Genomic DNA, 19,646 nt, shown 5'->3' with positions numbered 1-19,646 from the left:
AGGTCGTTGCCGGGCTTATTCCGCCTCGGATACTACCGTATACCGCTCATGGATATGCTTCGGTTGTTCAAGCTCATCCAATACCGCAATCGCGTAATCTGCGTAGCTGACATAGCTTTGACCGTTTGAATTGACAATGACATGGTCCTTGCCTTCCTGATAGCTGCCCGTGCGCTGACCGTGCGGATTAAAGAACGCTGCCGGACTTAGATACGTCCATTTCACATCGGAAGATTGTTCCAGGTCTTTCAAGTTCTCACCGGCATGAAATGCCGTCGGATAGTATTCCTTAGGAAAATCTGGAGTTTCCAAGAGTCGCAAGGTTTTGGCTTCATCAACGAACAAGCTACCAGCCCCGCCAATCACAAACAGTCTGGTATTCGTGCCTTTCAGAGCTTCTATCAATACCCGGCCAACCTCCACATATTGAGTTTCTTGCCCGGGCGCCGCCGCAAAGGCATTCACGACGACATCAAAGCCCTGAAGATCGGCATTCGTCAAATCCAGCACGTTCTTCTCCAAAATGTTAACGCTCGAATCGGAGATCTTGGATGCATTCCTTACAATTGCCGTTACTTCATGACCGCGTGCTTGAGCTTCCTTGAGAATCAGACTTCCCGCTTTCCCTGTCGCACCGATAATACCAATCTGCATTGTGAATCTCTCCTTTATCAATTGTATATGCAAATGAGGGACGAAAAAGAGGCTTAATTTCCCTTTTTCAATATTTCACTGGATTCATGGAGAAGTTTAGTTAACTGTTCGCTATGTTCCTTCCCCAAGAGGGAAACATACTGTCCATACAGCTGTTCAAAATATTGGTTCAGCTCCTGATATAACGACTTCCCTTCATCCGTTAAGAAAATATGCGTTTCTTTCCATTCAGATTTGCGCTGTACTAACTGCTTCTCCTCCAGCTTATCGATGAACCGTGTGCTTGTTGATGGAGCAATGGACAACTTATCGCTTAGCTCTTTCTGCGTAATGCCGGGATATTGATGGATCACCACCAAAACGTAGGAGTACGTAGGCGATAAACCGGCCTTCGCAAAAGCATCCTCCGCCATCTTGGTCATCGAACGAGCAAACCGATTTGAAGTAAAAAACAAGCATGAGCTCAGTATGGAATCATCTATGTTCATAACCAGACACCTCTCATTTGTATATACAAATTAACACACCACTAATATATTGTCAACAACTTTCTTTTAGTTAGTCTTATTATTGATTTTATTATGATCGTCGTAATTAGGTACGTTCGAAAGCTCATATAGCTTGCTTTAGAGATAGGGAGCACATTTTTATCTATTATGAATTTTTCACACATTGAAATAATCACCTATTATTGAAGATTGAAAATAACGATTGACCTTGACATTAGTGTCAAGGTCTACACTATATTCGAAGCCAACACTCAAGGAGGAAAAAAAGATGGAACAATTGAATCAAAATCAAGGCCATGGGATCGAACCTAATGTTCGTGAAACTCAGCAAAACACCAATAAGGAACATGTCACCGTGCTCGGGCTCGGCCCTATGGGCCAAGCGCTTGCCGGAGCTTTTATCAAGAATGGCCATGCTACAACAGTGTGGAACCGGACAGCTGCTAAGGCCGACCCACTTATTACACAAGGTGCAGTGCTTGCTCCGACTGTTCCGGATGCCGTGCTTGCCAGCCAGCTTATTATCATCTGTGTACTCAATTATGATGCAGTCCGCTCCATTCTCTCTAATGCGACTAGCGCATTGAAAGGGAAAACCCTTATAAACCTGACAGCCGACTCTCCTGAACGTGCACGCGAAATGGCGGCTTGGGCAGCCGAGAACGGTATTAACTATATTGATGGTGCGATCATGACGCCGATAACGACCATTGGGCAGCCTTCAGCCGTTGTTCTGTACAGCGGGCAAGAGAAAGTATACCGCAGCCATCTGGAAACACTCTCCAGTCTGGGAGGGACCGCTTCGTTCCTTGGGGAGGATCCCGGTCGTGCCGCAGCTTATGATGTTGCATTGCTGGATGTGTTCTGGACAGCCATGAGCGGCTATGTGCACGCTCTGGCTATCGCACGTGCTGAGAACATTGCCGCGAAAGACATCGCCCCCTATGCGCAAAATATCATCAACATTATGCCGGATATCATGACCTATATCGCCCAAGATGTGGATCAAGGCGTATACCCTGGTGAAGGCTCGAGTCTCATCTCCAATATGACAAGTATGGAGCATATCATCCACGTGGCCGAACATCACGGCATCGATAGCAGCGTTTTAAACGCAGCAAAAGCCATTGCCCAAAGAGCAATCCATGCCGGTCATGGAGAAGATGGTTTCTCGCGTTTAGTCGAATTTAATCGCCCAACCGCTTAAATTGCTGATTCAACTCTTGCTTCAGATTAAAAAACTAAATGGAATTTAACAACAAATAGGCAAGTCAAACAGGTGACGACAAAGTCCCCTCTTGACTTGCCTATTCGTTGAATTCGCTCTCTTCTTAACCCTTGACAGCTCCTTCAGTCAAACCTTTCTGTATATACTTCGAGATAAACAGGTATACAATCAGCACCGGAATAACGGTCAATGATACTGCCGTAGCCATCAGACCAAAGTCTGTTCCGTATTGGGAGCTGATCTCATTCAGCAATGCAACGATCGGGCGGACATTCTCTTTGTTTACAAAGATCAACGCTGAGAACAAGTCATTGTACGACCACATAAATACAAATATACTCGCCGATGCAAATACCGGCTGCGAGATCGGCACGAAGATCTTAACAAACATCTGCCATCGGTTACATCCATCCATGAAAGCCGCTTCTTCAAGCTCTTTCGGGATGGTTGCCATATAACCGGCAATCACCAAGGTGGCAAACGTCAGATTGCCTGCCGTTTGCGGGAAGATCAGGCCCCAGTATGTATTGACCAGGCTCGTTTTGATCAGCAGCTCATATACCGGAACTACGGTTGCAAACGCTGGAATCAACAATGTCGCATACAGAATGGAATAGATGGTGCGCTTGCCTCTGAAGTTGAATCTGGACAACACATAAGCGGCTAATCCCCCGAGCAGTAATACCAAGAATACGGTACTGAAGGACATAACCAAACTATTGATATAACTTCTTCCGATATTAATACGGTCAAATGCATTCTGATAGTTCACAAACACCGGTTCCCATGCGATACCAAAGGAATTATTCATCACATCGCGGGAAACCTTGAACGAGTTGTTCACGATCCAGAATAACGGATAAATGGTTGTTAGGGACCACGCTGTCAAAACGACGTACATCAACGTGGTGCCTAAATTAAACCGACTCTTCCTAACGCGCTGAGTTTTGTGTTCAACGACGATGGTTGGCTCCATAACAGTACACCCCTATAATGCTTAGTATGTAATCTCGTCTCTTCTCAACAAACGGTTGGCAATTAACGCAAGCAGTACGCCAAAGACCACCATGTATATCGCAACCGCTGATCCGTAACCAAAGTTCTGATCCACCATGGCCTTTTTGTACATATACGTTCCCAGGACTTCCGTTCCATTCTGGCCGCTTGTAATGACCCAGATGAATTCGAACACCTTCAACGTACCCGTAATGGCAAGTGTGATAACAACCTTGATGTCACTCATGATGAGCGGAATTGTAAGCATCGTTGTTTTCTTGAGCCCCGTGATTCCTTCCAGTTTTGCAGCCTCATAATAATCCGCGGGTATTTTGGACATCGCGGTCAAGAACAGAACAAAATAAAAGCCCACATAATGCCAAACCGTTGGAATCGATACCGCCTTTAGCGCATTCTTCGCATCCAGCCACAAAATCTTCTCAATATTGAAGTTCGCCAGCAAATTGTTCAGCAAACCGAAGTTGTAATTGTAGAACAATACAAATAATAAGGAAATGGCAGTACCGGAGATGACAACCGGGAAGAAAAAGACCGTTCGATAAAAACCTTTGAGCTTAGAAATGTTATCTACCAGGACAGCCAACACAAGCGCGATTCCCACCTGAAACACGATAACATAGAGCATGATTTCGAGCGTGTGCAATGTTGCAGCGCCAAGCAGTTTATCCGTAATGAGTCTCTCATAGTTAGCCCCTCCCACAAACTTTTTATCGAAAAAGCCGCTTGTGCGATAAAAGCTAAGATACAAACTCTTGAAGAACGGATAATATAGAAAGATTGTCATGATGGCTGCTGCGGGTAATAAAAACATTACAATATACTTGCGATCACCCTTCATATTAATCACCCTTGATGTTTATTTTTCTTCAACGTCCATACCGAAATGACTACGCCGCCCAAATGAAAGCAGAGGGGCGGCGTACGTCACTTTTATTTCTACCGTTTCTGATGAAAACTATTTTTTGTTGGCATCCTCGGTTTTCTTCGCTTCTTCGATCGCTTGAGTAGGAGTTTTCTTGCCTTCCACTACAGGCTGAACGCTAGCGCGAAGGTTACCAAACGTTTCTTGCGAAACTTTACTGTCAACTGGCGCGCTGATGGAAGCTGCTTTCGCGGCCATAGCGAAACCGTCAAGAGCTACTTGCGGCAATCCAGTCACCTCAACGTCAGCCGCAGGTGTGCCACCGTTAGCCGATGCGATTTTTTGAATGGACGCCGGGGAAGTCAGGTGCTTCAGCAATGCGATTGCTGCTTCTTTTTTAGCTGCGTCATCATAAGTGGCTTTGGAGAGATAGAAACCGGAACCGAAGCCGCCGACGATATCGTTACCGCTGCCAGCGCCGTCAGGAACTGTCGGGAATGGCAGTACTGTAGAGTTGTCACGGGTTTCATCGCTCCAACCGCCAATGGCCCAAGATCCTTCAATGGTCATGGCAGCAAGGCCTTCACTGTAATAGTTGCCGGACATGCTCAGGTCGATTGTTGCCGCATCTTTAGGGAACGCGCCAAGGTCATACAATTCTTTCATAGCTGCATACGCTTTTTCCCAATTTGGATCGATGCCGTCAAGCAGACCTTTGTTTTGTCCTTCAGGACCTGCTGCAGACAAAATGGTATGCTCGATCAGGTAGTGCGATTGGTCAAATGGTACGGACAAAGGAATAATGCCTTTGGCAGATAACTTTTCCACAGCTGTGGTCAATTTCGCCCAGTCTGTTGGAAGCTCCAAACCATTTTCTTCGAAGATTTTTTTGTTAACGAACAAGCCTTCATAGAAACCGGTCAATGGCGCTGCGTAAATGTTACCGTCCTTTTGCTTGGCAAGCTCGAGCGCATCAGGAATGAAGCCGTTCTTCCACTCAGCGTCCGCGTCGAGAATTTCGTTCAACGGCACAACTTTACCGGCATTGACGAATCCTTCTGCGTCAGCCCCGATGAAGTAGAACAACAAGTCAGGCTCGTTGCCGCTGTTCATGTCGGTGTTCACTTTCGTTCTGAAACCGTCATCATTTGCTGACATGGTGTCGTTGTCTATCTTCACGTTCGGATGTTCCTTCGTGAATTCATCCAACGCTGCCTGGAAGGCTTCGCGAGCTGCGTCAGTTCCTCCGAAAGTCGAGAACACGCGGAGTGAAACCGGAGCGGCTTCATCCTTCTTATCATCTGCCGGCGGAGTTGTTTCCGTCTTCGGAGTTTCTCCTCCTCCAGCAGCAGGAGTGTTGGTGCCACTGTTGTTACCGCATGCTGCGAGGAACATGGAGAGCAGCAACATGACACTCATGAGTAACATGGAAGTCCTTTTCATTTCGAATCCCCCTAAGTATTTTTTCAGAATCCTATGTAAATACTTGCTGTCTACCAGAATTTTATTCCAAGCCCTACTGGTTTCAAAGGGGGACATTCATCTTCTGCAGGGGGAAATATTTCCATATCAATCTTTTATTCGCTTCACGTCTCCTTTTTCAGACTAGAAAATGTGCTAGGTATCGAGGAGGCCAGGTAAAATAACGTAGCTGCTCGCTGATGATATTGATAGGTATTTCCTCATTATGAATTTTTCATATGTTGAAATAACATCATCAACATTATTACCAGCGTTCGTATACTTTTAAGCCGCAAAAAAGAGCCTGTGGAGAGAACTCGACAGGCTCTTTTTTAGATCACTTACACCTTACCCACCCAATCCGCACCGGCAACCTCTCGCCAGCGGTTGCGGATCGACTCGTAAATATCCTCCGGAAGCTGCCCTTTTTCCAGTAATGCAGCATTTTGCTCCCACCGATCCGGATTTGCCGTACCGACAATGGCGGTGGCTACGCCCGGCGTGCTCAAGGTGAATCTTAATGCCGTTTCAACGCCTTGCTGAACATCGGCGAGAAAATCGTAATTCAACTCGCCTAGCCGGATCCAATAAGGATAAGCATAATCCTGCTCGCTTAGCGTTTCGTTCTTCCAGGCAACATTGGCTACCGGACGTTTGGCAATGATCCCTATGCCCTGCTTCATGGCCAGCGGAATCGTGAGATCGATCGCCTCCTGGTCGGCGATGTTCAGCGAAGTTTCAAAGCTGTCGAACACGCCGGTTTGAAGGGCATAGAGCGCATCGGTCGAATCGCCGCTGTAGCCGATGTACCGCGTTTTCCCCTGCTCCTTAGCTCTTCTTAACACTTCAATCACTTCGCCCCGGCGCAAAATCTCTTCCGAGCAGCTGTGAAGATGGATGACATCGACGTGGTCCACCTGCAGTCGCTTCAAGCTGCGGTCAATGCTCTGCGCAAGCATCACGGGATCCCAATCCGGATAATCCAAACCGGAAGCGTGGCCGCATTTCGTAAACAGGTAGTAATCATCTCTTCGACCTGACAAAGCCTTGCCGATTAATTCCTCGCTGTGGCCATAACATTCCGCGGTATCAATCATGTTAAGGCCTGCATCAATGGCGCTGTGCAGCAGCCGGTCAACCGTCTTCTGATCCGACTGGCCGATCTCGGCCCCTCCAAATCCCAACACACTAACCTGCATGTCCGTACGTCCAAATGCTCTTCGTTCCATCTTCCTTCACTCTCCTCCCTGTTCATCCCATTCATCATTACCCGATACGAATAAACCTGAAAGCCTATATTCGTTACATTTTCGATTTCACTATTTATTCTGTTTGAAAGAATGCTCCCCTGCTAAAATCCATAAATGCTAAGACCGCCATCCACCAGCAGCGTTTGCCCGGTCATGTAATTGGCTGCCTCCGACGCCAGGAAAACGACAGGTCCCACCACTTCTTCCAGACTTCCCACGCGCTTAAGCGGTGTCCGGTCCAATATGGCCTGCATATAAGCTTCATCATTAAGCAGCTTCTCCGTCAGCGGAGTCCGGAAATACCAAGGTCCGACCGAGTTAACCTGAATTCCATACTGCGCCCACTCCATCGCAAGCACCTTGGTCATATGGATGAGAGCCGCCTTCGTTGAACCATAAACAACGCCTGTGCGAAGAGCCGTGTGTCCGCCTACGGAAGAGATGTTGATGATTCTTCCATTGCCCTGATCTTTCATAAATCGGGCAGCCGCTTGCGAAGCTACGAAAGCCGATTTTAGATTGGTTTGCACTATCAAGTCCCATTCCGAATCCGTCACTTCCAGCGCAGGCGTACGAATGTTCATGCCGGCATTATTCACCAGTATATCGATTCGTCCTGCCTGATTGACAAATTCTCGAATCGCTCCCTCCATCTCTTCTCTTACGGTCAGATCACCCGGCAGCACAAATGCCTGACCCCGGTTCAAGCTCTTAATCAGATTTGCGGTCTCCTCCAAATCGCTTCGGGTTCGGGACATCAAGCCGACATCGCAGCCGGCCTCTGCCAATCCTATGGCTATGGCGCGTCCGATCCCGCGTCCAGCCCCTGTAACAAAAGCTTTTTTCCCTTCCAGATGAAAGCTCGGTAAATACATCCGAATCCCTCCTAAGCACTGATCTGTAAACCAAATTTTATAAGCAAACAATGGAACGTTCCTTAAAATCCGTGAAACAATTCTAGGAATTGAAATATTGCGAAGGATTGTGGCGAACCGGATCAATATATTCCTCATATCGGCCGCCCGTATAAGCTTCAATGACTTTTCGCCAAAAAGCCTGCGCCGGTATATTACTGCTGATTTGCGTCACCTTCCAGCGTCCCTGGAAATGATCAAACAGCCGGGTTGCCGCCCAAGTCCCTAATCCCGTACGCCGATATTTTTGCATAACGAAAAACTCCGTCATATAATAGTCCGCATCTAGGGGGTCATCCATCCGCTCGATCAAGGCAAACCCGGCTGGCCGTTGATCAAACGTAATTAGATATGGATATTTACGTTCTCGTTTTTTCCAGAATTCATCCAGATCCGGATACGGTAGAAACAGCCCTTGATCATTTACCGAAATATCCAGATACTTGGTAAAATCATATAAGTACAATTGCATCAAGTTTACGATAACGGCTTGTTTCCGCTTGGGAACCAGCTCAATTCCCATACGTTCACATCGATCTGAAATCATGCTGCCGCCTCCCTAAAGCATCTCATCTATCATTTTAATGCTTCTTATCTTCATCTTTTATCCGCTCATTGTGACACAAGTGCCATATCGGATTCGTGAGAATCATCCATGGTGATCTGACACATGCAAGCAAGATCGACTTTCCATATGTTACACTAGTAATTAATGACACAGGTCATTGCTATAAAGACAATCATTCGAGGTGGAACATGAATATACAAAAAGATATCGACCGTGCAAGACTCGATGAGAAATCGCCGGACATGCCTTGGTTCGTACAGCAATTTATCGATTACAAGCTCCCGGATCTCTCCCCCTCCACCCTGCTTGAATATGTAAGGGATTATGAAACGTTCTTTAATTGGCTCCGTTCGGAGGGGCTGTCACAAGCAACCTCGAACCGCGAGGTAACGCTGCTTGAGCTGGAGACGCTGCGCATGGACAGCATCACCAGTTACCGGTTATATCTGACTACACGCCGGGAGGGGACCAACTCCAGAATCACGGTTTCCCGCAAGCTCTCATCGCTGCGCTCCCTGTTTCATTATTTAAGCCAGATTGCGGAAGACGAGGAGTTTTACCCGCTTCTCAAGCGTAACATCATGGCTAAAGTAGAAATTAAGCGAATTCATAAACCAAAAGACACGGCTGCCAAGTTAAAAGGAAAAATACTCGAAGAAGAAGAACTTCAGGATTTCATCACTTACATTCACGAAGGTTATGGGCTGGATGTGGAGCAGAACAAACAGGCGCTTTATGCGCATGAACAAAATAAGGTCAGAGATGCCTGTATCGCCAGCCTCATATTAAATTCCGGCCTTCGTGTATCCGAAGTGGTCAATTTGAATCTTGCGGACATCGACCTGAACAATAAAATGCTGCATGTCTATCGTAAAGGTAATAACGACGAAACCTTTAAGACCCCGGTCTACTTCCGTGCGCAAGCCAAAGACGATCTTGAATATTATTTGCAGCTTCGGCAGGCCCGCTACAAGGTGCCAAAAAAAGAAAAAGCTCTGTTCGTTGCACTGCGTAACGGCCAGAATGAAGGGCAGCGCATGACCAAGCGGGCGATTCAGGCGATGATCATCAAATACGCCAAGCGTTTTGGCAAGCCGTCCCTGACCGTTCATAAGCTGCGGCATTCGTTTGCCACCGACTATTATCTGCAAAATGATATTTACAAAACCAAAGAACAATTGGGACACGCGTCCACCGAGACAACTGAAGTGTATGCCCACTTAACGGACAAAACGATGTCCGAGGCGATTGAACGCCGCTCGGAGGACTAACTTCTTCATAATGACAGCAGCAGCGACGTGATCCGCTCCGTGTCATTCCAAGTAAATAGGGGAACCGCTAGCCGCTGCTGCATCTCATGCAGGGCTGACGGTTCCTTTAGCATTTCAGGACGCACGACGATACCCCGGGTCTCCTTAACTTGATCCAGCAGTCCCATGTCCTCCGTTCCCCGCAGCAATACGAGCTTTGGATAAGGCTGCATCTTATAGCCTTCGACAAGCACCAGATCAAAATCACTGTACAAATGGATCAACGACGCAAGTTCCAGCTCCGCTTCCATCAGCATCGCCGTACGCCCCGGTGAAGCGATGGCGATCCCCTCCGCTCCCGCCTCTCGGAATTTGTACGTGTCCGTCCCTTCATGATCCATTTCGAATCCGTGCCCGTCATGCTTGATGACGGCTGACCGAATGCCATGCTGTTTCAACTGTGGGATCAAGCTGGCAATCAATGTGGTTTTGCCGCTGTTTTTATAACCGCATATCTGGAAAACCTTCATGTCCAGGCTCCCGGCAGAACGAGAACTTGTACGGTTTGGCCTTTAACAGCACCACGAAGCTCTGGCGGAACCACGATTAAACAGTCACTGTCTTTAATCGTGATCATGACACTTGACTCATCAAGGGAAGCAGGTGTCGCTACAAGCTTGCCGTTTGACACCTCCAGGCTCCCCCGGACGAAACGGGTAAAGTTGTTCACTTTCGAATAATCCGAACCCAATTCTGCCGTCCATTCAGTTAAAAACAACTGCTCCATGCCAAGCATCTTCCGGATCGCAGGTCGGACAAACAACAGAAATCCCACATAACAGGCCCCCGGATTACCCGATAACGCAAAGACCAGGTTGCCCTCCTTCACTGCAGCGGTTGTAACACTTCCGGGCCGCATTGTGACTTTATTAAACAGCATGTCCAGACCTCCGGATGTCACCAGCTCCCCCATAATATCGTAGTCGCCTACAGATACGCCGCCTGTCGTCACCACGATGTCATACACCTGGAGCGCTTCTTCCACCTTCTGTCGGGCGAGCTCGATATCATCCGGGATCGCCTCCATAATCACCGGGACACCACCGGCTTCCCGAATTTGCGATGCGAGCATATAAGTATTGCTGTTGCGAATTTTACCAGGTTCAAGTGGCTCGGTGATGTCCAATAGTTCGCTGCCCGTCGAGAATATTCCTACCACCGGTTGACGATACACTTCAACCTGGTGTATGCCGAAGGTGGCCAGAACCGAAATTTCTCCAGGTCCGATGAGTGTTCCTCTGCGGAGGATCAAATCACCTTCCTGAAGCTCGAATCCGAGGGGAGTAATATTCTTCCCCGTCTCGATGGAGCGTTTGAAGCCTACATGGGTAAGGCCATCCTCTGTTCGAAGCTCCGTCGCTTCAAGCATAACGACAGCGTCTGCCCCTTCAGGCACTTGAGCGCCCGTCATGATGCGGGAAGCCTTGCCTTGGACGATTGGAATGGAAGAAACATATCCGCACGGGATCTGGTCGACAACCTCTAGCCACACCTGTTCCCCTAAATCGCATGCGGCTAAATCCGCTGATCGAACAGCATAACCGTCCATGCCCGAACGCGCAAAAGCCGGAAACGGGTGGGGCGCGATAACATCGGAAGCAAGCACACGTCCATCGCTGTCCTGCAGCCGAATAAGCTCCTCCTGACCAAGCCCCGCATAAGAAACGGCTAGCCTTTGCGCATCCCTTACCTGCAATGCACGCCGATCAAATTTATGATTGTGTTTCTTAGGCAATATCGAATGATTATCCTTCACTACGCATTCCTCGCTTTCTGACTCAAAGAAAAAACTGACATTCTTACTGTACTACATTCTGCGCATTCTTCAAACCGAGTTTCAGGTCTCATCCATTCGCCGTGTTGTAGGATGAAGACAACAACCGAGTATGTACGGGTCTCCAGACAAAAAAAGCGCATGGTCACTTGACCATGCGCTTGAACTCTTTGCTTTACCTTCGTCCCCTTCGGGAGATCCCGCCAGATCCGATTCGGGTCTTCGGCTTCTTGTACGATTTCTTCGGCGAATCGAATAAACCTCCGCCACTTTCGCCGCGCTTGATCGTGCCGCGGTCTCCGCCTGTATCCGGATTTCGTCTGAACAGGCTTCCGCCCGTACCGGCAGAATCCTGGCCACGCCGGGTAATCTTCCCGCTCCGGTCCACCGTCAGCGGCGGAGCGATCTTCTTATCCTGGCTTGTTGGCTTCTTATAGTTACCTTGTGCCGGTTTATACACATCTTTACTTGTATACCCCCGGTAACCCCCGCCGCCCATCGAATCGAATAAATTTCCGATCAGAACGGCCGTTAAGTACCCTTGCAGGAAACTTGAATCATAATTGCGCTGAACATACTCCTTGGAGTCGATTTCGATCAGCGTATCGGTCGGCTTCTGGGGATCCTGCTGCAAATGGTAATACTCATCCCCATACACCAGAAACATCCGCTCGGTATCCTCCGGAGACGATTGATCCGGCGTGTTCGCCGCGATGAGCTCGCCTGCGACGTCCGGAACGCTTTTATCAGCTGCCCGGTACACATAGGACGTTGCGTTTCCGTCTCGATTGACGGATTCCAGCGGATAGGTATCCTTGATATTCGGCGCTCCGCATCCACTCAATAATGATACGAACAAACTCAGCACCAATATGATTTTTACAGATATAAAAGAGCGTTCCTTCATGCCACCACTCCTAAGTCGCCCGGATAACTCGAACGTCCCCCGGTATCACTTTCTCGCCTTCATACAACATAAACCGCCCGTTCTGCCATTCAATCCGCAGCAGCTTGTAGTCATCCGATTGGTATTGCCATACGTGCTGCTCCCCGCTTTGCGTAAAAGCGGTTCGACCGGTAATCGAAACATGTCCCCCGTATTCCTCTTCCAGATGAAATACATGATCGTCCAAATCGATGATGGATGGAACCTCATCCGGAGAATCCAGCCGCCCATCGATCGGAGTGTATAACGCATACTGAACCGTTTCGCGTTCTTCGATATGAAGATAAGCAATGGTGCTGCCATCCTGCAGCGTCAAGACGACCGCATTACGACCGCGATTGTGCACGCGGCCCGTGACTTCATAAGTGACTAGTGACACTTCGCAAATGTCGCCGGGAGCCAGCTGCAGCATGCTTTTCTCTACCTTGGGCGGCTCCGGCTTACTAAATAAATTGCTGATTCTTTTCCACATACTCATCTTTCCTGTCCCCTATCTCCATTATGCGTTCTATAGGCAAGCGGTAATAATTAACGCCCCAACCACATGCAGCGAACCTGCAAACAAACCGTATCCCGTTTTTCCCTCGCGTGTTCCTTTGTCAAGGTTCAGCTTGCCGAAGTTACGAAGCATGAGCTCTGTTAACGATTCGAGAACCAGCAATATGATAAATGAAATGATCGATACCACAATGGCCTCTAGCAGATGATATGACGTTCCGATCGACACGGATAAAATATACCCTTGTGCGAACAGCTTCAGTATCAGTCTTGTGGTTACCGCCATATTACCCGCTTTCACTTCTTCAAGATCGTTATATTTCGTGAACAGGGAATCCACAAACATCAGAACAAACAACAGCAGCCCACCGACAGCTGTCCAAAGCAATACACGCAAGATCATATCAAAATCCATCTCTAAGCCTCCACATTCAACATACAAACAAACTCCTTGAGCCCGAACTGCTTCAATCGAAGACAGACGCTCATAAAGGGGATGTGCTCCATGTATATCTACGATCAATCAAACAAAAGCGAAGGAGAAGCACAGCTGCATTCAGCCCTGCTGTTTCTCCCTCGCCCCCTAAACTATATACCTGTTAGATCGCTGAATCCCTTTTTACTTGTTCTCGTATTGCTTCATCAAGGCTGCAAGCTCATCCTCAACGACTTTGTCCTTGCCAAGGTTCTCAAACTCTTCGTCGAGGGATTTCTCTTTTGCCGACATTTCATTGCTTGCTTCCGCACGTGCTTCCATAGCGAGCATCTTCTCTTCCATACGTTTCAATCCAGCCGATGCTGTATCGGAACCAAACCCGTTCATCGCTTTGTTGATCTCGGTTTGCGCTTTAGCCGCATTATAACGGGCGACCAAAGTTTCGCGCTTGTTCTTCATCGCCGTAAGCTGCTTACGCATTTCTTCCAGCTTGCCGCGCAGATTGTCAGCTGCCAGTTTGTTCTGATCGTAGCTTGCTTTGTACTCATCACGCTTGGCCTCGGCGGCCTTCTTCTCTTCCAGCGCGCGGCGGGCAAGATCAACGTTTTGAGCTTGTGCTGCCGTATGAGCCTGCTGCGTGCGTTTTTCAACAAGTGCAGCTTGCTCTTCATAAAGTGCTTTAAAGCGTTTCTCGATGGCAATTTGCGAAGCTACCGCTTTCTCGGCATCCTCAAGGTCTTCCGTCATATCCCGAATGTACTGATCCGTCATTTTAATCGGGTCTTCCGCCTTGTCGATAATGGCGTTAATATTGGACATGGTCAAATCGCGCAATCTTTTAAATATGGACATCGTTCTCTTCCTCTCGCTTTCACTTTAAAATACTGGTATATGATTAATGTTTACGTTCCATGATCCAAAACGTTTCAAAATATTTTTTATTTAATATCCTCGTTCATACTGCTTGGGAACTTTCTGACCTCCATCAAGCGCCTTGGCGGCGTGAACAGCCCAGTAGGGATCCCGGAGCATCCCCCGGCCGATCGCCACCAGATCCGCTTTGCCTGACAAAACCACCTCTTGCGCGGCATGGTAATCATCCAGCATTCCTACCGCAATGACAGGCACCTTTAGCAGCTGTTTGAATTCTGCCGCCAAATCCACCTGATAGCCGGGCTTCGCTTCCGGGCCGCCATTTGCGCCGACCTGGCCTTCTCCCCCCGAGGAGATATGAAAAATATCGACGCCGGCATCCCGGTAACGTGTGCAGACTTCCGCGCAGTACTGCACATCGTAGCCTCCGTCCACGTATTCTTTCGCAGATACCCTCATAATGATCGGCATGCCCTCAGGCAGCACTTCTTTAACTGCTCGAACAACCCGCTCGCCGAATAGCGGAAGATCTTGACCATATTCGTCACTGCGCTGATTCGTGAGCGGCGAATGAAACTGATGAATGAGATAGCCATGGGCGCCATGAATCTCAACGGTATCGAACCCGGCTTCAACAGCTCGACGAGCGCCTTCCCTAAAGGCTTGAATGAGCTCTTCCACTTCGGCCCCGGACAGCACCTTGGGCATTTTGTAATGGGAGCTGAACGGAATCGAAGAAGGGGCAACCGACGGCTCTGCATCCTGCGCTTTTCTTCCAGCATGTCCAAGCTGGATACCAATCTTGGTCCCATAAGAATGCACGCTCTCCACAATACGGCGATAGGCCGGAATCTGGTTGTCGTCCCATATCCCCGTATCCTGATTCGTGATCCGTCCATCCGGATGGACGCCTGTCATTTCCACAATAATTAAGCCAGTACCTCCTACGGCACGGCTGACGTAATGAACAAAATGCCAATCATTCGGAATCCCGTCCTCAGCTTGAACGGAATATTGACACATCGGTGGCATAACAATGCGGTTCTTGAGGGTCAAATTCTTGAAATTGTAAGGTGTAAACAAGTCTGCCAAGCGATTATCTCCTTCCATATCCAAATGATCAAGATGTAATAAAATCTGATACCGGTTATTATACACCTTTCTAAGGGAAAACTAAAAATCATCGCATTCCCATATTGAGGATAATCACCCAATCAACTGGGCATACCATATTAAAAAGCTAAAGGGGTCGATCGTGATGTTCAAACGATACCGCGCAGGAAGCTGCCTGTTGTGGATTATATTACTCTTTTTAATGGGGCCGGACATCCCGGCAAACGCATCCGATGTACATCGTTTGTCACTTCACCCCCAAGATACTTCCGTCATGTCGGAGTCCAGTCAGCATGCCAATCAAAGTAAAATCCAAAATTCAGACGATGCGCCGTCTTTAAGCCAATTGCTGAGAAAATACCCGGATACCTTTCGCTCTAGCGGACCCCGGGTCAAACAGATCGCTCTGACCTTTGATGATGTTCCGGATCCCCGATTTACCGGCAAAGTACTGGACGTCCTTAAAGAGTTTCAGGTGAAAGCCACATTCTTTGCAGTGGGGGAACGGGCCAAAAAACACCCTGCTCTTGCAAAACGAATTCATGATGAAGGTCACGCCATTGGCAATCACTCCTACAATCATGCGCAGCTGAACAAGCTAAGCCTGGACAAATTTAAAGGCCAAATCGAACGTACCAACACGATCTTGAAATCACTGACCGGTGTGGAACCGCGGCTAATCCGTCCGCCATACGGCGATATAAATGAAGAGCAGCTACAGTGGGCACGCAAAAACGGGTACAAAGTCGTGAATTGGAATGTCGACTCGCTCGATTGGAAAGGTCTGTCTAAGGAAGAGGTTACGAGCAACATTCTGTCAGCGGTCGGGCCAGGCTCGATCGTACTCCAGCATGCCGGAGGCGGCGTGGGATCGGACCTAACCGGAACGATCGAAGCGCTCCCGGATATTATTACCGAATTGCGGAGAAAGGGATATAGCTTCGTGACACTACCGGAGATGTTAGGCGTGTCAGAGTCAAGATAGATCCTCATAAAATGAAAAAGACGGCTGACTGGATCATTGATCCAGACTTGCCGTCTACATATTAGAATTGCTTTTCCATGACGATGGATTGGATTATTCGATATGGATTGGATTATTCGATTATGAACAACTTGATATCCTGGATGCCGAATTGCTTCACGGACGATTGGGAACCCGGGATGAAGATATCAATCTTATTCCCTTTAATAGCCCCGCCGATATCACGTGCTTCTGCCACAAATGCCTTTTTTGGCAGACCTGGATGCTCATGTCCTGTTACAAGCACCTTGGTGCCAAGCGGAATGATTTTTGGATCGACAGCAATGGTACCAAGCTCAAGGGAATTTCCGAAGTAATCAACAGCGCCCCATTTGCCGTTCTCGCTTGCAGCAGCAGAATACGCGGTTGCTTTGACGGACAGTGTTTTGCTGTAATTAAATGTCTTGCCCCATGCTTCCACTACATTCTTCTCAGGGGAAACGCTCAAGCTAGGCGTAAACCCGGAAGCGCCTGGAGCGATGGGTGCAGCAGACGCTGTCGAGTTCATCGATACCGAGCCGGGAATGGTGATTTTCAGACCAGAGTATATATTCGTTGGTTTAATTTTCGGATTGGCTTTCATCAGCTTGTCCATATTAACGCCGTACTGTTTGGACAAATAATAGAAGGTATCGCCGTTCTTCGCTACGTGTACGGAGCTTGCATGGGCTTGCAAGCCGCCTCCGGCAAAAGTCAAGCCAAGCGCAACGGCTGTAATGGTAAACCATTTTGCTGTTTTTCCAGCGATCTTATGGTTGAGTCCACGATGTTTAGTCCATGCTTTCATTTGTTGTAACATCTAAAGATGCCTCCTTATATGTAACTTGGTAAATCGGATGTCGTATGTCAACGAACATGAATATATCACAATTTTGTAACCTATACTGCAAGCAATTGTTACCAATACGCAAACAAAAACAGCGCCAATTCCTGAAACAATCAGGTATGGCGCTGTTTTCGTCTGTTACAATGTAGATATAAAAGTTACAAAACCTTACTTAAAAACTCTTGCGTACGAGGATGAGTCGGATGGCCAAACAGTTGGTCCGGCGTGCCTTCCTCTACGATTTTACCGCCATCCATGAACAGGATCCGATCTCCCACTTCCCGGGCGAAGCCCATCTCATGGGTGACGATGACCATCGTCATCCCGCCATCGGCAAGCTTCTTCATTACTTCCAATACCTCACCCACCATCTCCGGGTCCAGTGCGGAGGTTGGTTCGTCAAACAGCATGACATGCGGCTGCATCGCGAGTGCTCGCGCTATGGCGATTCTCTGCTTCTGTCCACCGGACAGCTGGGAAGGATAAGACTCCTTCTTATCCTGCAGCCCCACCGACTTCAGCAGCTCGTCGGCAGTAGTCTCGGCTTCCTTCGCCGAGACCCCCTTCACCTGAATAGGAGCAAGCGTAATATTCTCGATGACCTTCTTGTGAGGAAACAGGTTAAACTGCTGAAACACCATGCCCATTTTCTCGCGGGTAGCATTGATATTGTGATTCTTGGCGGTGATCAGCTCACCCTCGAACGAAATTTCGCCGCTGGTCGGCACTTCAAGCAAATTGAGACAGCGTAAAAAGGTGCTTTTTCCGGAGCCGCTCGGTCCGATGACAACCACTACTTCTCCTTTTGCAATCTCGATGTTAATGCCCTTCAATATTTCCAGCTTGCCAAATGATTTATGAAGATCCTTAACGGTTATCACTTGCACTCAACTTCCTTTCCCAGACACCCAGAAGCTTCGAAAGAACGAATGTCAGTATAAAGTAAATCATGGCCGCCACAAGCAGCGGATTCAGCGGGGCAAAGGTAGAACCGCGCAAAATCTGAGCCTGGTACATAATATCGAATACCCCGATGAACGATACGATGGACGATTCCTTGATAATGACAACGAATTCGTTACCGATGGCCGGGAGTACCCCTTTCAGTGCTTGCGGCAAAATGATATGACGCATTGCCTTGCCCTTCGTCATCCCGAGTGAACGGGCCGCCTCTAATTGACCGCGGTCCACGCCCTGAATGCCGGCACGGAATATTTCAGCCAGATATGCCGCACTGTTGATAGAAAGCGTCAAAATACCCGACTGTATCGGTGAGAATTTAATATCGAACGCCGCCAAGCTGTAATGAATAATAAACAACTGGACCAGCATCGGGGTACCCCGGATGATCTCGATATAAGCGGTAGCCAAAAACTTAAGGATTTTAACACCCGACATCCGCATTAAAGCGATAATCAAACCGAGAATGAATCCGAATAATACACCAAGTGCCGAAATAAGCAGCGTAAACTGGATTCCCTTGGCGTAATAATCGCGATATTTCCAAAAGAATTCAAGTGCGTTCAGATTCTCTGCCTTACGGCCTGCAGCCAGGTCACTGGCCTCGTCGACAAATTTCTGGATCTGGTCATTCTCCTTCAAGCGCTCAAGTGTAGCATTAATGCTCTTCAGCAGCTCTTCGTTCCCTTTACGAACCCCGACGGCATAGGCGTCGTTCTCGGCCGTCGGTTTAGCGTCCGTGATCGCCATGGTCGCTTCATTCATATTGGTCTTCGCGATCGGATACTCGGCGAGAACAACATCCACGCGCTCAGATTCCAGCTGCAGCAGCAAGTCCGGAATTTTATCCAATGATATCACATTGGCTTTCGGGATTGTTTTTGCAATGGACTCCTGAATGGAGCTTTTCTGAACCCCGATCCGAGCTCCCTCCAGGCTTTCAAGCGTGTTGAACTTTAGCGCATCTTCCTTACGGACGACGACCGATTGTTCCGCAGCATAATAAGGCTCGGAAAAATCGATGCTTTTTCGGCGCTCTTCCGTCGGATTCATGCCCGATATGACGAAATCCACGCGTCCGCTCGTCAGCTCCGGCAAGAGCGCATCAAAGGAGGTGTCCTTAATAATGAGCTCTGCGCCAAGATCCTTGGCGATTTCCTTCGCAATATCGATGTCAAATCCGACGATGGTATCCACGCCATCTATCGTTTTATGGAACTCATAAGGCGCATAATCGGCACTCGTACCGAGAATCACCGTTTTCTTCTCACCCTCCGCATGGACGATACTGCCAAAAGACAGCACGACCACCATGAACAGGGTCATCCACGCTGTAAATTTACGTTTCATATGTCTCGTTTCTCCCCTAACTGTTACGTATAGATTCAATCCTAGAAAAAATGCAACTGAGTCATTATAAAAC

General features: G+C 48.2%; 21 protein-coding genes. 3 read left to right on the top strand and 18 right to left on the bottom strand.

All coding sequences use genetic code 11. The features are described from left to right. Positions 1 to 15 precede the first annotated feature (15 nt). The gene (locus AC0VZ8_RS14395; RefSeq protein ID WP_475487300.1) at positions 16 to 654 is read right to left on the bottom strand and encodes an NAD(P)-dependent oxidoreductase; all 639 of its coding nucleotides are present in this window, start codon (positions 652 to 654) and stop codon (positions 16 to 18) included. Positions 655 to 707: 53 nt separating this feature from the next. Next, positions 708 to 1,142: a MarR family winged helix-turn-helix transcriptional regulator gene (locus AC0VZ8_RS14390; RefSeq protein WP_475487299.1), complete on the bottom strand. Its 435-nt coding sequence runs from the start codon at positions 1,140 to 1,142 to the stop codon at positions 708 to 710. Between the two features lie 394 nt (positions 1,143 to 1,536). Here AC0VZ8_RS14390 and AC0VZ8_RS14385 point away from each other — a divergent pair, with 394 nt between their 5' ends. Continuing rightward, positions 1,537 to 2,370 (top strand): NAD(P)-dependent oxidoreductase, encoded by an 834-nt coding sequence (locus AC0VZ8_RS14385; protein ID WP_445260061.1) that lies wholly within the window; start codon positions 1,537 to 1,539, stop codon positions 2,368 to 2,370. A gap of 124 nt (positions 2,371 to 2,494) precedes the next feature. On the opposite strand, the gene AC0VZ8_RS14380 is transcribed toward AC0VZ8_RS14385, so the two are convergent. The 6 genes from AC0VZ8_RS14380 to AC0VZ8_RS14355 all read right to left on the bottom strand — a co-directional run bounded on the left by AC0VZ8_RS14380 (position 2,495) and on the right by AC0VZ8_RS14355 (position 8,442). Beyond that, positions 2,495 to 3,367, bottom strand: a complete 873-nt coding sequence (locus AC0VZ8_RS14380) for a carbohydrate ABC transporter permease (protein WP_071218166.1) — start codon at positions 3,365 to 3,367, stop codon at positions 2,495 to 2,497. 21 nt (positions 3,368 to 3,388) lie between these two features. Beyond that, entirely contained in the window at positions 3,389 to 4,246 is an 858-nt protein-coding gene (locus AC0VZ8_RS14375; RefSeq protein WP_475487298.1) for a carbohydrate ABC transporter permease, read from the bottom strand. A gap of 117 nt (positions 4,247 to 4,363) precedes the next feature. Further along, the gene (locus tag AC0VZ8_RS14370; protein ID WP_260067445.1) at positions 4,364 to 5,713 is read right to left on the bottom strand and encodes an ABC transporter substrate-binding protein; all 1,350 of its coding nucleotides are present in this window, start codon (positions 5,711 to 5,713) and stop codon (positions 4,364 to 4,366) included. Between the two features lie 359 nt (positions 5,714 to 6,072). Beyond that, positions 6,073 to 6,960 carry an aldo/keto reductase gene (locus AC0VZ8_RS14365; protein ID WP_475487297.1) on the bottom strand — a complete coding sequence of 296 codons (888 nt, stop codon included), beginning with the start codon at positions 6,958 to 6,960 and terminating at the stop codon, positions 6,073 to 6,075. 122 nt (positions 6,961 to 7,082) lie between these two features. Further along, positions 7,083 to 7,856 carry an SDR family NAD(P)-dependent oxidoreductase gene (locus AC0VZ8_RS14360; RefSeq protein WP_260067443.1) on the bottom strand — a complete coding sequence of 258 codons (774 nt, stop codon included), beginning with the start codon at positions 7,854 to 7,856 and terminating at the stop codon, positions 7,083 to 7,085. Positions 7,857 to 7,938: 82 nt separating this feature from the next. Next, the gene (locus AC0VZ8_RS14355) at positions 7,939 to 8,442 is read right to left on the bottom strand and encodes a GNAT family N-acetyltransferase (protein WP_071218171.1); all 504 of its coding nucleotides are present in this window, start codon (positions 8,440 to 8,442) and stop codon (positions 7,939 to 7,941) included. Positions 8,443 to 8,651: 209 nt separating this feature from the next. On the opposite strand from AC0VZ8_RS14355, the gene xerS reads away from it, so the two are divergent. Next, positions 8,652 to 9,734: a tyrosine recombinase XerS gene (gene xerS / locus AC0VZ8_RS14350; RefSeq protein ID WP_071218172.1), complete on the top strand. Its 1,083-nt coding sequence runs from the start codon at positions 8,652 to 8,654 to the stop codon at positions 9,732 to 9,734. Between the two features lie 5 nt (positions 9,735 to 9,739). On the opposite strand, the gene mobB is transcribed toward xerS, so the two are convergent. The 7 genes from mobB to AC0VZ8_RS14315 all read right to left on the bottom strand — a co-directional run bounded on the left by mobB (position 9,740) and on the right by AC0VZ8_RS14315 (position 15,392). Further along, positions 9,740 to 10,243, bottom strand: coding sequence for a molybdopterin-guanine dinucleotide biosynthesis protein B (gene mobB, locus AC0VZ8_RS14345; protein WP_071218173.1), 504 nt, complete (start codon positions 10,241 to 10,243; stop codon positions 9,740 to 9,742). Further along, the gene (locus AC0VZ8_RS14340) at positions 10,240 to 11,529 is read right to left on the bottom strand and encodes a molybdopterin molybdotransferase MoeA (protein ID WP_475487296.1); all 1,290 of its coding nucleotides are present in this window, start codon (positions 11,527 to 11,529) and stop codon (positions 10,240 to 10,242) included. The genes mobB and AC0VZ8_RS14340 overlap by 4 nt, the downstream gene beginning before the upstream one ends. Before the next feature lie 193 nt (positions 11,530 to 11,722). Continuing rightward, positions 11,723 to 12,454 carry a DUF4247 domain-containing protein gene (locus tag AC0VZ8_RS14335; RefSeq protein ID WP_071218175.1) on the bottom strand — a complete coding sequence of 244 codons (732 nt, stop codon included), beginning with the start codon at positions 12,452 to 12,454 and terminating at the stop codon, positions 11,723 to 11,725. A gap of 10 nt (positions 12,455 to 12,464) precedes the next feature. After that, positions 12,465 to 12,971 carry a DUF4178 domain-containing protein gene (locus tag AC0VZ8_RS14330; RefSeq protein WP_071218176.1) on the bottom strand — a complete coding sequence of 169 codons (507 nt, stop codon included), beginning with the start codon at positions 12,969 to 12,971 and terminating at the stop codon, positions 12,465 to 12,467. A gap of 30 nt (positions 12,972 to 13,001) precedes the next feature. Further along, a complete protein-coding gene (locus tag AC0VZ8_RS14325; protein WP_071218177.1) occupies positions 13,002 to 13,406 on the bottom strand; it encodes a DUF350 domain-containing protein in 405 nt (134 codons plus the stop codon). A 204-nt stretch (positions 13,407 to 13,610) separates the two neighbouring features. Next, positions 13,611 to 14,279 carry a PspA/IM30 family protein gene (locus AC0VZ8_RS14320; protein WP_071218178.1) on the bottom strand — a complete coding sequence of 223 codons (669 nt, stop codon included), beginning with the start codon at positions 14,277 to 14,279 and terminating at the stop codon, positions 13,611 to 13,613. Between the two features lie 90 nt (positions 14,280 to 14,369). Further along, positions 14,370 to 15,392, bottom strand: coding sequence for an NADH:flavin oxidoreductase/NADH oxidase (locus AC0VZ8_RS14315; RefSeq protein ID WP_475487295.1), 1,023 nt, complete (start codon positions 15,390 to 15,392; stop codon positions 14,370 to 14,372). Between the two features lie 166 nt (positions 15,393 to 15,558). Between AC0VZ8_RS14315 and AC0VZ8_RS14310 the strand changes: the two genes are divergently transcribed. Continuing rightward, entirely contained in the window at positions 15,559 to 16,398 is an 840-nt protein-coding gene (locus tag AC0VZ8_RS14310) for a polysaccharide deacetylase family protein (protein WP_475487294.1), read from the top strand. Between the two features lie 112 nt (positions 16,399 to 16,510). Here the strand turns inward: AC0VZ8_RS14310 and AC0VZ8_RS14305 are convergent, their stop codons facing one another. From AC0VZ8_RS14305 to AC0VZ8_RS14295, 3 genes are all read right to left on the bottom strand, one after another. After that, positions 16,511 to 17,236 carry a 3D domain-containing protein gene (locus tag AC0VZ8_RS14305; RefSeq protein WP_475487293.1) on the bottom strand — a complete coding sequence of 242 codons (726 nt, stop codon included), beginning with the start codon at positions 17,234 to 17,236 and terminating at the stop codon, positions 16,511 to 16,513. Positions 17,237 to 17,421: 185 nt separating this feature from the next. Further along, positions 17,422 to 18,144 (bottom strand): amino acid ABC transporter ATP-binding protein, encoded by a 723-nt coding sequence (locus AC0VZ8_RS14300; RefSeq protein ID WP_071218182.1) that lies wholly within the window; start codon positions 18,142 to 18,144, stop codon positions 17,422 to 17,424. Further along, on the bottom strand, positions 18,131 to 19,573 hold the full coding sequence (locus tag AC0VZ8_RS14295) for an ABC transporter substrate-binding protein/permease (RefSeq protein ID WP_475487292.1): 1,443 nt from the start codon (positions 19,571 to 19,573) through the stop codon (positions 18,131 to 18,133). The genes AC0VZ8_RS14300 and AC0VZ8_RS14295 overlap by 14 nt, the downstream gene beginning before the upstream one ends. Positions 19,574 to 19,646 lie beyond the last annotated feature (73 nt).

Source organism: Paenibacillus sp. QJM3NY_38 (genome assembly GCF_056173265.1).
Note: the sequence above shows the minus strand (reverse complement) of the source record. Positions and strands in the feature narration are given on the sequence as shown.